15 protein-coding genes and 2 pseudogenes are annotated in these 14055 nt (G+C 62.9%); 9 read left to right on the forward strand and 8 right to left on the reverse strand.

Going from position 1 to position 14055, the window contains the following annotated elements; translation table 11 throughout:
• Positions 1–55 precede the first annotated feature (55 nt).
• The 3 genes and pseudogenes from ATY76_RS33660 to ATY76_RS09385 form a co-directional block, all read right to left on the reverse strand.
• On the reverse strand, positions 56–202 hold the full coding sequence (locus ATY76_RS33660; protein ID WP_190233623.1) for a hypothetical protein: 147 nt from the start codon (positions 200–202) through the stop codon (positions 56–58).
• A gap of 183 nt (positions 203–385) precedes the next feature.
• A pseudogene (locus ATY76_RS09380) lies at positions 386–761 on the reverse strand (hypothetical protein).
• A 93-nt stretch (positions 762–854) separates the two neighbouring features.
• Entirely contained in the window at positions 855–2255 is a 1401-nt protein-coding gene (locus ATY76_RS09385) for an MFS transporter (RefSeq protein WP_088674486.1), read from the reverse strand.
• Positions 2256–2379: 124 nt separating this feature from the next.
• Between ATY76_RS09385 and ATY76_RS09390 the strand changes: the two genes are divergently transcribed.
• A complete protein-coding gene (locus ATY76_RS09390) occupies positions 2380–3342 on the forward strand; it encodes a LysR family transcriptional regulator (RefSeq protein ID WP_088674487.1) in 963 nt (320 codons plus the stop codon).
• Between the two features lie 7 nt (positions 3343–3349).
• Here the strand turns inward: ATY76_RS09390 and ATY76_RS09395 are convergent, their stop codons facing one another.
• Together ATY76_RS09395 and ATY76_RS09400 are read right to left on the reverse strand one after the other, a co-directional pair.
• Positions 3350–3730: a VOC family protein gene (locus ATY76_RS09395; RefSeq protein WP_088674488.1), complete on the reverse strand. Its 381-nt coding sequence runs from the start codon at positions 3728–3730 to the stop codon at positions 3350–3352.
• A gap of 277 nt (positions 3731–4007) precedes the next feature.
• Positions 4008–4913 (reverse strand): S1C family serine protease, encoded by a 906-nt coding sequence (locus ATY76_RS09400; RefSeq protein WP_088674489.1) that lies wholly within the window; start codon positions 4911–4913, stop codon positions 4008–4010.
• Positions 4914–5113: 200 nt separating this feature from the next.
• Between ATY76_RS09400 and ATY76_RS09405 the strand changes: the two genes are divergently transcribed.
• Positions 5114–6517, forward strand: coding sequence for a PLP-dependent aminotransferase family protein (locus ATY76_RS09405; protein ID WP_088674490.1), 1404 nt, complete (start codon positions 5114–5116; stop codon positions 6515–6517).
• Positions 6518–6737: 220 nt separating this feature from the next.
• Positions 6738–7106, forward strand: a complete 369-nt coding sequence (locus ATY76_RS09410; RefSeq protein ID WP_088674491.1) for a DUF983 domain-containing protein — start codon at positions 6738–6740, stop codon at positions 7104–7106.
• Between the two features lie 2 nt (positions 7107–7108).
• Here the strand turns inward: ATY76_RS09410 and ATY76_RS09415 are convergent, their stop codons facing one another.
• Entirely contained in the window at positions 7109–8002 is an 894-nt protein-coding gene (locus tag ATY76_RS09415) for a LysR family transcriptional regulator (RefSeq protein ID WP_088674492.1), read from the reverse strand.
• Between the two features lie 138 nt (positions 8003–8140).
• Between ATY76_RS09415 and ATY76_RS09420 the strand changes: the two genes are divergently transcribed.
• From ATY76_RS09420 to ATY76_RS09435, 4 genes are all read left to right on the forward strand, one after another.
• On the forward strand, positions 8141–8752 hold the full coding sequence (locus ATY76_RS09420) for a glutathione S-transferase family protein (RefSeq protein ID WP_088674493.1): 612 nt from the start codon (positions 8141–8143) through the stop codon (positions 8750–8752).
• Between the two features lie 52 nt (positions 8753–8804).
• Positions 8805–9734 carry a pyridoxamine 5'-phosphate oxidase family protein gene (locus tag ATY76_RS09425; RefSeq protein WP_088674494.1) on the forward strand — a complete coding sequence of 310 codons (930 nt, stop codon included), beginning with the start codon at positions 8805–8807 and terminating at the stop codon, positions 9732–9734.
• Positions 9735–9808: 74 nt separating this feature from the next.
• Positions 9809–10270 carry a nuclear transport factor 2 family protein gene (locus ATY76_RS09430; protein WP_088674495.1) on the forward strand — a complete coding sequence of 154 codons (462 nt, stop codon included), beginning with the start codon at positions 9809–9811 and terminating at the stop codon, positions 10268–10270.
• Positions 10271–10281: 11 nt separating this feature from the next.
• Positions 10282–10842, forward strand: coding sequence for a TetR/AcrR family transcriptional regulator (locus tag ATY76_RS09435; RefSeq protein ID WP_088674496.1), 561 nt, complete (start codon positions 10282–10284; stop codon positions 10840–10842).
• 157 nt (positions 10843–10999) lie between these two features.
• Here the strand turns inward: ATY76_RS09435 and ATY76_RS34440 are convergent, their stop codons facing one another.
• On the reverse strand, positions 11000–11131 hold the full coding sequence (locus ATY76_RS34440; protein ID WP_280950928.1) for a hypothetical protein: 132 nt from the start codon (positions 11129–11131) through the stop codon (positions 11000–11002).
• Positions 11132–11288: 157 nt separating this feature from the next.
• Here ATY76_RS34440 and ATY76_RS09440 point away from each other — a divergent pair.
• Together ATY76_RS09440 and ATY76_RS09445 are read left to right on the forward strand one after the other, a co-directional pair.
• A pseudogene (locus tag ATY76_RS09440) lies at positions 11289–11974 on the forward strand (hypothetical protein).
• A gap of 20 nt (positions 11975–11994) precedes the next feature.
• On the forward strand, positions 11995–12300 hold the full coding sequence (locus ATY76_RS09445; protein ID WP_088674497.1) for a Dabb family protein: 306 nt from the start codon (positions 11995–11997) through the stop codon (positions 12298–12300).
• 156 nt (positions 12301–12456) lie between these two features.
• Here ATY76_RS09445 and ATY76_RS09450 read toward each other — a convergent pair whose 3' ends face one another.
• The gene (locus ATY76_RS09450) at positions 12457–13689 is read right to left on the reverse strand and encodes an MFS transporter (RefSeq protein WP_088674498.1); all 1233 of its coding nucleotides are present in this window, start codon (positions 13687–13689) and stop codon (positions 12457–12459) included.
• Between the last annotated feature and the right edge of the window lie 366 nt (positions 13690–14055).

Genomic DNA, 14055 nt, shown 5'->3' on the forward strand with positions numbered 1-14055 from the left:
GGCGACATGCAAGACCGAGGCTTAAACTGCTTCGATGATCAGGTTCGGAATCCCGCTATTTCTTCGGCGCACTGCTTCCGTGCGGAGCGGTTTCGGCCGCCGTCTTCATCTGGCTTGCGAATGTTCCTGCCGTCTTCGGCGCCAGCTTGTCTTTCTTCGGTTTCCGAACCTCGCGATTGCTTCTCAGCTGTCCTTTGGCCATGGATCGATCTCCTCTGTTCAGACGAAATTATGAGCTGCGGTCTGCGCCGTGTTCGCTCATTGTTCCGCAGCGCAATTCTTGCTGCCGAACAGCGCGCCGGCTCTTTGTTTTAACGCATGTCGTTGCGGCAAAAGCGCTTCCCTTTGCCCGGGAAAACCGCTGCACACTTTTGCGCGACATGCTTTAGCTGGCGGCGCGCCTTTCGCGTGGCAATCCCTGTATCGCATATCGGTCGTAAACGGGCGTTATCGGCTTCGGCGGCTTCTTCAGCTTGCCGAAGTGGTGTTCGAGTGCAAGCGAAAGCATCTCTGGAGACGTTACACCCTCCTGGAAGAGCTTGATCAGCAGCGTCGCTGCCACATTGAAGCTCGCTCCGTCGTCGATCACGATCTTAGCTTGGTAACCGGCGTCATCGAGCACGGACTGGAGCATGTCGAGATCGGATGACGTAAGATATGGCTTTTCGGAGGTGGAAGACATCGGTCCTCCTTTCGTCGGGGCTAGGGCATCAAACCCTCATCGGCAGCGCCCGTGCTATAGCTGCCGAAGGCGGGATCATGCGCCTTTCGTCCCGGCAACACAACGGGATTCTTGCCGCCGATCACCCGCGCCATCATGGAGGCCCGCACCTATCGGATGCGGGCCGATTGCGTCATTCCGCCGGCTGGTAGGCTGCGGGTCTGGTGGTCGATTTGCGGGGACCGGCAGCCGCGAGCAGGGTGATCGCAAGCGCAAGCAAGCCTACGAAGGCGATGCCGGCGAAGTAGGGATCCCAGCCGAAATGCGGCGATGCGCCGAAGACGGCGGAGGTGGCCGCAAGCACGATGCCGCCGCCGATCTGGAAGGACGCGAAGAGCAGCCCGGAGGCGAGTCCCGACTTGTCATCCTCCACGTCGGAAAGGGCCGCGACCTGCACCGAGGGGTAGGTCATGGCGTAGCCGAGGCCGAGCGGGATCTGCGAGAAGATGACGAGCAGGATCGGATCCACATGTCCGAGCGCGGCGACCCAGAAGATGTAGCTGAACGCTTGCAGGCCGACACCTGCCGCCATCAGTCCGGTGGCGCCGCGGTTCTGCGCGACGCTTGCAAAGCGTGGCGCCAGGAACATCACGAAGACGCCGCCAAGCGCGAAGCAGAAACCGGTCGTGAAGGCCGACCAGCCGATGACGTTCTGATAATAGAGCGTCGCCAGGAACTGGAAGCCGACATAAGCGCCTTGGAACAGGGCGGCAATCGCATTGGCATGCCGGAGCTTGGCCCTGCGGAACATGCCGAGCGGCACCATCGGATCGGCATGGCGCGCTTCGACTGCGAGAAACAACAGCATCAGCACGAGCGACGCCAGCAGCGAAGCCCAGGTCGGGAAAGCCTGCCAGCCGGCGGCTGCGGCATTGGTGATGCCGAAGACGAAGAGCAGCAGCCCTGGCGTGATCGTCAGGGCGCCGGCCCAGTCGAAGGCGGGCCGCGGTCCCGTCCGTTTCGGATCTGCTGGCAGCGCCAGCGGCGCAAGAACGAGCGTCAGGATGGCGACGGGCGCGCCCATGACAAGCGTTGCCCGCCAGCTGAACACCGTCGCGGCGCCGCCGATCACCATGCCGAGCACGAAGCCGGTTGCGCCGGTGGAGGCGAAGACGCCGAGCGCTTTCGCCCGCGCGGCTCCTTCGCCGAACACGGAGAGCAGCAGGGCGAGTGCTGCCGGCGCCGTGAAGGCGGCGGCAATGCCCTTGATCAGGCGGGCTGCGATCAGCGTCGGCCCACTGTCGACGAAGCCGCCGGCGATGCTGGCGGCGGCAAAGATTGCCAGCGACCAGAGGAAGACGCGGCGGTGGCCGAAGACATCGGCGACCCGGCCGCCGAGCAGCAGGAAGCCGCCATAACCGAGCACATAGGCGCTGACGGCCCATTGCAGCGATGTCGCCTCCATGCCGAGTTCGGCCTGGATGGCGGGGAGCGCGACACCAATGGTGGAGACGTCCATGGCGTCGAGGAAATTGGCGGTGCAGAGCAGCAGCAATGCCAGCCATGCGCCATTTTGCGATTTGGAAAGAGTCATCAAAATCGTTCCTTGTTGGCTGCCGCCTCATCGGGGGAGGGTGCCGCAGCGGCAGGGAACGAGAAAATGTACAGCTTCCGATCCTATTGCAAATTGATAGTAGCCATGCCAGGTATTACTCATAATGATGAATGACGCCACGCTCCGCAAAATCGATCTGAACCTCCTGCTGGCCTTTTCCGTGCTGATGCAGGAGCGCAATGTCAGCCGCGCCGCCGAGCGCCTGCTGCTGGGGCAGCCGGGCCTGTCGGCGGCTTTGCGGCGGCTTCGCGAGGCGCTGGATGACGAATTGTTCGTGCGTGTCGGCCGCGGCCTGCAGCCGACGCCGCGCGCCCTTTCCATCGCTCCGGCGATCGAGGATGCCCTGTCGGGCATCGAGCGCGCCATCCGCCCGCAGGCCGAATTCGATCCGGCCAGCTGGCAGGGCGAGTTCCGCATCGGCATGTGCGATAATCTCGAATCGGCCTTCTTCGGCCCGCTTGCCGCCCGGCTGCTCCAGCTATCGCCGGGCGCCCGGCTGATCGGCATTGCCTCGGAAAAGCGCGATGCCGCGCGCCGGCTGGACGAGGGCGTTTTCGACTTCAGCGTCTCCGTGCATGACGAACCGGCCTCCTGGCATATCCGCGCGCCGCTGTTCAACCAGGCGTCGATCTGCATTTACGACGACGCCCAGCTGCGGCTGAAGGCGCCGTTGAGCCTGCAGGATTTTGCCGATGCTGCGCATGTCACCGTCTCGTTCGAAGGCAATGCTTCGACGGGCATCGATATCGCGCTCGGCCGCACCGGCCGCAGCCGCCGGGTAGTGGCGACCGTGCCGCGCTTTTCGGCCCTGCCGACGGCGCTGAGGGCGATGCCGGCAATCGCCACCGTGCCGGAATCGATTGGCCGCTGCATGGCGCAATTGCATGGGCTGACCATTTGCGCGCCGCCGCTTTCGCTGCCGGCCGATCCGGTCACCATGCTCTACCGCCGCGTCGACCAGGCGGACGGCCGGGCGCGCTGGTTCCGCCGTCTGTTCATCGACGTCGCCGGCGAGGCGCTCGAAGCCTCCGGCTGCCGCGTCTCGATATCCAGAGCTGCGGCCTGAAGGTCCGTTACAGCTCGCCTTTGTGGAAATAGGCTTCGAGACGGTAGCCATCGGGATCGATGACGAAGGCAGCGTAGCAGAACCGTCCGTAATCCGGCCGGATGCCCGGTTCGCCATTATCCGTGCCGCCGGATGCGACGGCCGCGGCATGAAAGGCGTCGACGGCGGCTTCGTTCGGGGCGACGAAGCAGAAATGCAGCCCTGAGCGCATGTCTGCGACAATGGGATGCGCGACCTGCATCACCCACAACCCGACGCTTTCCGGGCCATAACCGATCATGCCGTCGGAGTTGGACAACCGCTCATATCCGAGCGGTGCCAGCGCCGCATCGTAGAAGCGGCGGGCTCTTTCGAGGTCTTTCACACCGATGGAGACATGATCGAACATGGACTGCGAACTCCTCTTCGTCGCTTCATGCCTGGAACGGATACCCCCAAGGAGATGGCGCGACCATATCCTCTTTCAACCGCTGTCTCAGGTCAACGAAGATGCACGCCCATCAGAGGATCGGGAAATTGGCGTTCCAGGCCGGCGATACTGTCAATCAGCCTGAAGAAGAAATCGGGCGCACCGACATTGCCGCTCCTCAATCCGAGACCGAGCGGTCCGGACCAGTCGGCAACGAGAACACCTGAAAATCGTTGAGGCGGAGTAAGGCAATGCCCTACTGCAACTGCGGTTTTCTGAGAAAGCTGTTGCGATCGGCGGACTTGATGCGCAGCCATGCTTCCCGGCCATTGCGCAGGATTCGCATGGGAATTTCGGCGCCGGCGGGGCCGCTGCTCCATACCTTGCGATAAAAATCGGCCAGGCCATCGACCTCTTCATCCCGGATTTCGGAGATGATGTCGCCCTGGCGTAAACCTGCCTGCGCGGCGGGGCTGCCTTCGGCGACACTCATGACCACCACGCCGCCATTGCTCTCGGCCGAGAAAGCACCGAGCCAGGGGCGCGGTGGCTTGTTGACCTGGCCGCGATTCAAGAGGTCGTCGAGGATCGGCAGCAGCAGGTCGATCGGCACGGCCATGTTGATATCGGCGGTCTCGCTGCCCTGGCTCATCTGAAGGCGAAGCGAACCGATGCCGAGGAGCTTGCCGTCGGAGTCGATCAGCGCCGCACCGCCCCATGCCGGATGGGCCGGTGCCGTGAAAATCGCCTCATCGAGCAGATATTCCCAGTAACCGGCGAATTCCTGCCTGGCGACGATATTCGCCTCGACGAATTCGCCCATGCCGTCGACAAGCACGACGGGATCGCCCGGCTTGGCTCCGGGTGCATCGCCGAAGGGCACTGCCGGAGCGCCGAGCGTGCCGAGCGCCTGCACCAGGCCGAAGCCGCTTTCCTGATCATAGGCAAGGGGATGAGCGGGAACAACGCGCCCGTCGCGGGTCGTCAGCCATACCTCGTCGGCCTCGGTGATGAGATAACCGATCGTCAGCACCAGCCCGTTGTCCCTGATGACCACACCGCTGCCTTCCCGAACGGTGCCCAGCGTCTCGGCGGTGAAGGCATCTTCCGGAATTGAGGAGCGCACGGCCACGACAGACCGCAGGATCGGATCGATATTCATGCTTTCATCCCAATGGAGCGCCGGCGCGGAAGCTGGAAGCCGCGCATCCCGCTTGAATAGGTAAGAAGATGGACGGGCGGAGGCAAGGCTTGGCGAACGGATTTTCAATGCCGCGTGACGCGTCATATTTTTGATGACAGGAACTTTATGCAACAATATACAGTCAATCCTATCAGCAATCAGCCTGGCATGGATCCGAAATGAAGGATTGGCATCCCGACCTCAGCCGCAGCAGCAGCCCCCGCTACATGGCGATTGCCGATCTGATCGAAATGGATCTGCGCAGCGGGTATCTGGCGGCCGGCGACCGGCTGCCGCCGCAACGCGAACTCGCCAAGCGGCTGAATATCGACTTCACCACCGTGGCAAGAGGCTATGTCGAGGCGCAAAAGCGCGGCCTTGTCGATTCCCATGTCGGCCGCGGCACTTTCGTCACCGGTGGCGCCGACAGGGAACGCCGGGCTTTCGCGCCGGACACCGCGTCCGATCCCCGCCGCGCATCCGTCGTCGATTTTTCGATGAACATGCCGCCGGAGCCGGATGATCCGGAACTGATCGCGCGCATGCGCGAAGGCATGTCTGCGGTTGCGGCAAACCTCGTTCCGCTGCTGCGCTACCAGGGTTTCGGCGGCGCCGGCATCGACAAGGAAGCCGCGGCCGCCTGGCTCGGCCGCCGCGGACTGAAGCCCGCGCAGGAACGGATCTTTGTCACGCCAGGCGCCCATCCAGCGCTGCTTGCGATCTTCGGCCTGCTTGCAAAACCCGGCGAGACCGTGCTTTCGGAAGTGATCACCTATCCCGGCATGCGCTCGATCGCCGCCCAGTTGCGGCTCAATCTCACAGGTCTGCCGGTGGATGAGGACGGTATCCTGCCGGACGCCTTTGCCAAGGCCTGTGAGAGCCTGAAGCCGAGGGCTCTCTATCTCAATCCGACGCTGCAGAACCCGATGACGCTGACGATCCCCGCCGGGCGCCGCGAGGAGATCGCAGCCGTTGCGCGCAAATATCAGGTGCCGATCGTCGAGGACGATGCCTACGGCTTCATTCCCCTGGAGGGTCCGCCGCCGCTTGCGGCACTAGCGCCTGATCTGACCTGGCATATCGGCGGGCTGGCGAAATGCATCGGCGCGGGCCTGCGCCTTGCCTATGTCGTGGCGCCGGACACCAAGGCCGTCTGGCCTTTCGTCAGCGCCATGCGCGCCAATAATGTGATGGCCTCGCCGCTGAACATAGCGCTCGTCACTCGCTGGATCGAGGATGGCACGGCCGATGCGATCCTGCGGTTCATCCGTGCCGAGGCCGCCGCGCGCCAGCAGATGGTCGCTGAAATCCTGCCTGCCGGCAGCTATCGCGCAGATCCGCTGAGTTTCAACATCTGGCTGCCCTTGGTAAACGGCTGGACCCGCTCCACATTCGGCAGCCACATGCGCGCCTCCGGCATCGGTGTAGTGGCAAGCGATGCCTTCACCGTCGAGGGCGCCGCCCCGGAGGCTGTGCGGGTCTGCCTCGGCGGTCCGATCACGCGGGAGAAACTGCAGGGCGCACTGGAATTCATGGCTCATGCCCTCGAAGGCCCGCCCGAGATGGCCGCGTCGTTCTTCTGACGAGCGAGCGCTGAAATCGCCAATCGCCAGAGCTTTCCCACCGCCACGCAAGCGGTTTCAATGCTTTGCCTGAGCGCAGCAACCAGCTGCGGTTAGCTGTCACGGATCTGCGTCATTCTGACAAATTGATTGGTGAAAACTCTTTAATGTAATTATATTGAACGCATACATTTAACGGCATTGATTGCATCAATGCCTTGCGGATCGAAAGCGAGACGTCATGGACACTGAATATCCTCCACTTCCTCCGATGCAGACCGGCATCAGAGGGCGTTGCCCGCGCTGCGGCCAGGGCCATATGTTCAAAGGCTTCCTGACATTGCGGCCGGAATGCGAGGTCTGCGGCCTCGATTATTCGTTCGCCGACCCGGCCGACGGCCCGGCCTTCTTCGTCATCTGCTTCGCCTGCATCCCGAGCGTGCTGCTCGGCGTCTGGCTGGAGGTTGCCTTTTCGGCACCGATCTGGGCGCAGTTCCTGTTCACGGGCCCGTTCATGCTCGCCACCTGCATTCCGCCGCTCCGGCCGCTGAAAGGTTGGCTGGTCGCCAGCCAGTATTTCTACAAGGCGGAGGAGGGCAGGATCGCCTGAGCCTATTTCAGCGTCGCGCGCAGGCGCGGCGTCGCAAAATCCATCAGCGCGCGCAGTTTCAAGGGCACCAGCCCCTGTGAGGGGTAGACGAGATGCACCGGCGCCGGCGGTGGCTCGAAATCGGCAAGGAGCGGCACCAGCAGGCCAATCTTCTCGGCCTGCGCGGCCTGATAGGAGAGAACGCGGGTGATGCCGAGGCCGGCGACAGCGGCATCGACCGCGGCTTCGGCCGTGTTGACAGCAAGCCGGGAGCGAATGGGCACGAGCACTTCGTGCTTCCCGTCGACGAATGTCCAGTTTCGGGTCGAGGCCATGCCCTCGAAGGTGATGCAGTCATGGTTCGAAAGATCGCGCGGATGTTTGGGTATTATATGCCGCTCGAGGTAATCCGGACTGGCATAGACAGCGCGGCGGATCGCACCGAGCCTTGTGGCGATCAGATTGCTGTCCGGCAGGTTGCCGATCCTGAGCGCCAGATCGATATGATCCTCGACGAGATTGGACACCCGGTCGCCGAGCATCAGCCGCAGATTGATCTCGGGGTAGGCCTTCAGAAAATCCACCACGACCGGCAGGACATGCAGCCGCCCGAAGACGATCGGCGCCGTCATCGTCAGTTCGCCCTTCGGCGCGCTGTATTCGCCGGCGGCCGCCCGTTCCGCCTCCTCCACCCGACCGAGAATCTCACGCGCCGCCTCCACATAGGAGCGGCCGGCTTCGGTCAGTGCGACCTTCCGGTTCGTCCTTTGCAGGAGTCGGGCGTTGAGATGTGCTTCAAGATCCGAAACCTTGCGGCTGACGGTGGCAAGCGGCAAGCGCAGATGCCGTGAAGCGGCCGACAGGCTGCCCTGTTCGACGACGGCGAGAAGCACGGTCATGGCGTCGAGGCGGTCCATTTCAGCCTTCCATAAAATGATAGAACGGCTTCCAGATTAGCATTCTAGTGGCACTGGATGGAAGGCAATAGATTTGCGTGCAGATGGCGCAACCGGCCATCGTCGAACGCGTAAGCTTGCCTTCAAGAGGACCCCGTCATGAAGCTTTATTATCACCCGCTCTCCGGCCACGCGCACCGGGTTCACCTGTTTCTATCGCTGCTTGGCGTGCCCTATGAGCTGATCGAAGTCAATTTGGCGGCGGGCGCTCATAAGGCGCCGGAATTTCTGAAGCTCAATTCCTTCGGCCAGGTGCCAGTGCTCGACGACGACGGCACGGTGATTGCCGATTCCTCTGCCATCCTCGTCTATCTCGCGCGCAAATATGGCCGCACCGATTGGCTGCCGGAGGAAGCGGTCGCGGCTGCGCGGGTGCAGAAGTGGCTTTCGGTCGCCGCGGGCGAAATCGCCTATGGGCCATGTGCCGCTCGCCTGGTCACCGTTTTCGGCGCCGATTTCCGCACCGAGGAGGTGATCGCCCGGGCGCATCGCATCCTCTCATTGATCGAGGCAGAGCTCGACGGCCGCCGCTTCCTGCTCGGCAGCGATCCTGTGATCGCTGACATCGCGCTATACAGCTACATCGCCAATGCGCCGGAGGGCAATGTCGATATTTCGGCCTATCCACGCGTCCGCGATTGGCTGGCGCGCATCGAGGCGCTGCCGGGTTTCGTTGGCTTCCGCAAGACGAAGATCGGCCTTGCCGCATAAGAGCCAACGGGGCGGATGGCCGCTCCCGCTTCCGATCACCCCAAAGGAGGTCATGATGGACCAGACAAGACAGGATGCTCCGTCGCCTTGGCACGAAGGCGAGCTCGCCATGCAGCGCAGCGTCGGCGTCGTCGAGCGCATGGACGGGCCCGGACGGAATTTCGTCCGCCGGGCCATGCCGGAACAGCACCGCGCCTTCTTTCCGGTGCTGCCCTTCGTCGTGCTCGGCGCGGTCGATGCGAAGGGTGACGTCTGGGCGACGGCGCGGGCCGGACGGCCGGGTTTCATGTCCTCGCCGGACCCGGAGGCTCTTGACGTCCGCCTGCCGCGCGACCCGGCCGATCCAGCCGACTTTGGCATGGAGGATGGCGATGCGATCGCAATGCTCGGAATCCAGCTGGAAACGCGGCGGCGCAATCGGCTGAACGGCGCGATCCGCAGGATGGAGGCCGAGGCCTTCCGCGTGCGCGTCGGCCAAAGTTTCGGCAATTGTCCGCAATATATCCAGCTTCGCTCTTCTGCCTTCGTCCGCGATCCCGATGTGCCGACAACAGTGCCGCCGCGACATTCCGTTCAGCTCGATGATCGGGCGCGGCGGCTCGTCGAGCAGGCCGACACGTTTTTCGTCGCCTCCTATGTCGACCGCAAGAACGGCGGGCGGCAGGTGGATGTGTCCCATCGTGGCGGTTATGCCGGTTTCGTGCGTGTCGGCGCCGACGGCGTACTGACCGTTCCCGATTTTCCCGGCAATCGGTTTTTCAACACGCTCGGCAATTTCCTGGTCAACCCGAAGGCGGGGCTGGTCTTCGTCGATTTCGAAACCGGTGACCTGCTGCAGATGACGGGAAGGGCAGAGGTGCTGCTCTCTTCGCCTGATATCGCGACCTTCCAGCGGGCGGAACGGCTGTGGCGCTTCACGCCCGAACGCGTCGTATTTCGCCCGGACGCTCTGCCGCTGCGATGGAACTCGGAGCCCGTCTGAAATCCAGTCCAAAGGCGCCTTGCCAATCTTTGTACCGATAGGTACAGTCAAGACTGATAAGTACAGGAGATCCGATGTCCAGCCTCATTCCGCCCTTCACCCTGGAAACCGCCACCCAGAAAGTCCGCCTTGCCGAGGATGGCTGGAACAGCCGCGATCCCGAGCGCGTCTCGCTCGTCTATACGCCCGACAGCCGCTGGCGGAACCGTGCCGAGTTCATCACCGGCCGCGCCGAGATCGTCGCCCTCCTCACCCGCAAATGGGCAAAGGAGTTGGATTACCGGCTGATCAAGGAGATCTGGGCCTTCACCGATAATCGCATCGCGGTGCGCTTCGCTTATGAATGGCGTGATGACAGCGGCAACTGGTTCCGTTCCTACGGCAATGAGAACTGGGAATTCGATGCCGCCGGCCTGATGCAGCGTCGCTTCGCATCGATCAACGACCTGCCGATTCGAGAATCGGAACGCAAATATCACTGGCCGCTCGGCCGGCGACCGGACGATCATCCCGGTCTCACCGAACTCGGCCTCTGAAGGTCGTTCGGGTGAAGACCGTCCATGAACGCGCCGACGTCGTGCCGCTGCTGGCGGAAATCTTCCGCGAACTCGGCTACGAGGGCACGTCGCTCAGCCGGATCACCGAACGCACCGGCATCGGCAAGGGCAGCCTGTATCACTTCTTTCCCGGCGGCAAGGAGGAGATGGCAAGCGCAGTCATTGCCGAGATCGACGCCTGGTTCGAAGACGCGATCTATCGGCCGCTGAGAAACGACGACGCCCGCAAGGCGATCGCCGCGATGTGGACGAATGTGAACGATTATTTTCGCTCCGGCGGCCGCATCTGCCTCGTCGGGGCTTTCGCGCTCGATCACACCAGGGAACGGTTTTCGGCCGCGATCGGCAATTATTTCACCCGCTGGATCGACGCATTGCGTGCGGCGCTGATGCGGGCGGGCTGCACTGGGGAAGAGGCGCAGGCGCTCGCCGAGGAATGCATCTCCGGCATCCAGGGCGCGCTGGTGCTGTCTCGCGCGTTAGGCGACAAAACGGTTTTCACCCGGTCGCTGGAAACGCTGGCGAGACGGCTTGACGCTGCGGTGCAATGAGATCTCAGCCGAAGAGACATCAAAAAACCGGCCATTATCGACTGGCCGGGGCATTGGGCGGGCATTGACGGCGCTTTAGGTGGGGCGTGGCGAAGCGCTGGAAAGAGCGGCTCGATCAAGCGCTGGCCTTACATCGGCGCCGCTTTGAGTATATGTCTCAGCGCTGCTGTTGAGGTTGCTGGGCCGGACGGGGATTTTCCCGTTCAAGGCGAATCTGGCGCCACTCATTTTCCATCTGGTCGACCACGTGCTGGGGAATGGTGGTTTGTGTATTGGCGGGCGTCTGCATCGGAAGTCTCCTCTTTCGGGGTCAAGGCTTCAGGGCAGGCAGATGCATTGCACAAGATAATTGGCGTGTAAATCAGGGGGTTAAACGCTTTAAACGATTAAGTTGATTTTAATCGATTAAGGTGATGTTAACTTTGATACGACAGGTAAAGCGCGGGATGGTTGTCCACATGGATAGGCTACTCTTTTTTGACGCGGTGCGGGGTGCACTCTTCAAAGGGGAAATCACTCAGCTTCAGGTAGTGGGCATCACTGCGATTCTCGACGCTTGGGAACGGCGCTTTGCCGATGCCGACCGTCGGTGGCTCGCTTACATCCTGGCAACCGCCTTTCACGAGACCGCCTATACCATGCAGCCCGTGCGCGAGACGCTGGCGGAAAGCGATGTGCGGGCGATCGAGATCCTCGAAGCGGCCTTTTCAGGAGGCAGGCTGTCCTGGGTGAGGACGCCGTATTGGCGGCCGGACGAGGATGGCCGCAGCTGGCTGGGGCGCGGCCTGGTGCAGCTCACCCATAAGCGGAACTATGAGGCGATGAGCGTGCTGACCGGTATCGACCTCGTTGCCGAGCCCGACCGGGCGATGGAAATGGATGTGGCGGTGACGATCCTGATCGAAGGCATGCTGCAGGGCAGTTTCACCGGCCACAAGCTCGAAGATCACCTGAATGAGACGACCGAGGACTGGCTGAATGCCCGCCGCATCGTCAACGGCACCGATCGGGCGGAGAAGCTCGCGGCCTATGCCATGGCCTTCGATGCGGCGATACGTCTCGATGCTGCATCTGACCGCTTGCGCGGTTGAAGGCCCGGGGCTTGCGTGTTATCGCGCGGCTGACACTCTGAAATCTGACAGGAGCTTCCGCGTGATCCGCCACATCGTCTTCTTCACCGTGCCGGAGGAACATCTGGAGGAGGTGAGGGCCGGGCTTTCGATCCTGACCGGGATTCCCCATGCGCGGCTGCTCGAGATCGGCACCAATGTGAAGACCGATCAGCTGGGCACCGAGATCGACCTTGTGGTCTATGGCGAATTCGACGACGAGGCGGCTCTTGCCGCCTATAAGGCGCATCCGGATTACCAGCTCTCGATCGAGCGCGTGCGGCCGCTCCGGGAAAAGCGCATCGCCGCCGATTACGACAGCCGCACGGCGGTGAAGCAGGCGCTCTGAATTTCGCAGGATCTCGCGGCGTTTCATTAAGATTCAAATCGATGAATGATTTGCTGGAGTCAGATCGCCCGAAGTTGATTCAACATTTGAGCCACCGGATTCAACGTTCGAAAAAGCAGCGGCAAGCGATTCAAAAGATTCGCGATTGATGCCTCATCAAAGCTCCTGGGGCACGACTGGGCTCGGCTGCGAAGCGCGGGCGCCGCGCACCAGCGCCATGAGCATGAGCACGAAGACCAGCGACAAGGCCGCCAGAACGGCGGCGGTTGCGAGCGCCGGGCCGGTGCCGGCGCGGTCGAGGATGGCGGTGAAGATGACCGGGGCGATGGCGTTGGCGAGGTTTTGCGGCAGCGACAGACGCGCCGATTGCAGGCCGAATTCGCGCGGTGAAAACAGCGCGAGCGGCAATAGCGCGCGGGCGACGGTCATGACGCCGGCGCCGAAGCCGTAGAGCAGGATGAAAGAGATCAGCAGCGGCGTCGACGGGCTGGCGGCCAGCATGATCAGAAAACTGCTCGCCATCATGCCGATGCCCATTGCGGCGCTGAGCATGGGGTTGCCGCGTCGGCCAAGCAGCATGTCGAGGAAACGCGCCGAGATGCCAAGGATGCCGCGGGCCGAGCCGAGCTGCAGCGCGAAGGCCGGCGAGGCGCCGGACTGGCGGAAGATTTCGAGCAGCGACGGCGAGATGCCGAAGGTAATAAAGGTCGTGATCGTCGTGGCGGCTGCAATCAGCAGGAAGGCCTTGCGCTGCGCCGTCTTCGACAGCGGCACCGGGGCGATTTCCGCCGCGGCGCCTTCGACATGCGTCGCGCTCGGCTTCGGCAGGGCGAAAAGATGCAGCGGCAGGCAGATGAAGAATTGCAGCGCCGCGCAGACGACGAAGGTAAGGCGCCAGCCGATCGCTTCGTTGAGCAGGCTAAGGATCGGCCAGAAGATGGCGCTCGAAAGCCCGGTGAACAGCATCAGAATGGCGATGACGCGTTTGCCGTTCAGCCCTTCACGCTCGACGACGGCCGTATAGGCCGGCGCCGATAGGCCGAGCGCGCCGCCAAGGCCGATGACGATCCAGCCGGCGGCATAGAGCACGATGCCGCTTGCGGCGGCAAGCAGAAGCAGGCCGAGCGCGAAGATCAGCGAGGCGGCCGAAAGCACCCGAGCGGCGCCATAGCGGCCGAGCCAGCGGCCGGTCGCGGGACCGGCGATGGCGCTGACCGTCATCATGATCGTCAGGCCGGCAAACGCCACCTCGTTCGGCAGGCCGAGATCGGGCGCGACGATGCGGCCCATGACGCCGAGCATGTCGAACGTCGTGCCCCAGCCGATCAGCTGGGTAACGGCGAGGACGATGACCGTCTGCGCCGAGCGGTGGCGGAAGAATTTTGGCATCGGTGCTGAGAAGGCGTGAAATGCGGGAGTTGCGCGAGCGTAGCAGTTTCAATCGGCCGGTGAAAGCCGCCAAACCAGCTTCGCGCTCCGGCCTGCGCTTGTTCTCGCCAGGAGGAAAATAGAAGCGATGGCATGATTGACATGAAAGATCGGTACAATTCCTGGACGATTGAGGCACTGAGATGTGTCGGCGCCGCCCGTGACCATGATGGGCTGCGGCGCAGCCGATTCGGGACTGTGGCCGCGCGTGGTTTCTCGCCGGCTGCCCGTTCTCTTGGGGAGGCATGCAAGCCCCTTGACCATATCGGGCGAAGGGCATCGTTTCGAGGTGTGGGCATTGGCGCCGAGGCTTGCCGCGGCGGCGGT

Origin of the sequence: Rhizobium sp. R339 (assembly GCF_002211395.1) — a bacterium.
GTDB lineage: Bacteria > Pseudomonadota > Alphaproteobacteria > Rhizobiales > Rhizobiaceae > Rhizobium.